1 pseudogene is annotated in these 433 nt (G+C 66.5%); it reads right to left on the bottom strand.

Annotation, left to right across the window (positions count from 1 at the left end):
* Nucleotides 1–433, bottom strand: a pseudogene (locus tag AC1Q80_RS30870) (electron transfer flavoprotein subunit alpha/FixB family protein); the annotation flags it as partial.

Below are 433 nucleotides of genomic sequence, written 5' to 3'. Positions count from 1 at the left end.
AGCCGCGATCGTCTCGACCGAGGCAGAGCCACCTTCGGAGGCCGAGGCGAACGAGGCGGTGCGCACGGTGATCACGCGCTTGGCTTCGCTCGTCTGCACCGTCTGGATGGCGTTGCCGGCATAGATCGGACGCTTGAAGGTGTCGGAAGAGACAACTTCGGTGATTTCCGAGACCTGGACGACGTCGAGAAGGGCTGCAACCCGCGGCAGCACGTTCTTGCCGACCGAGGTGGCGGCGGCCAGAATGGTGTCGTAGCTGCCGGCAAGCGAGACGATCAGCGCCGCCAGCGGCTCGGCCAGGTTGTTGGCAAGGCTTGCATCCTCGGCCACCAGCACCTTGGCGACGCCGGAAAGCTTGGCGGCCTGGTCAGCTGCCGCCTTGGCGCCGGCACCGGCCACCAGCACATGCACGTCGCCGCCGATTTTGCTCGCT

This window comes from Ensifer sp. GW823-FHT05D09 (assembly GCF_058795755.1).
The sequence above is the reverse complement of the archived record's forward strand: the minus strand, read 5'-3'. Positions and strand labels throughout refer to the sequence as shown.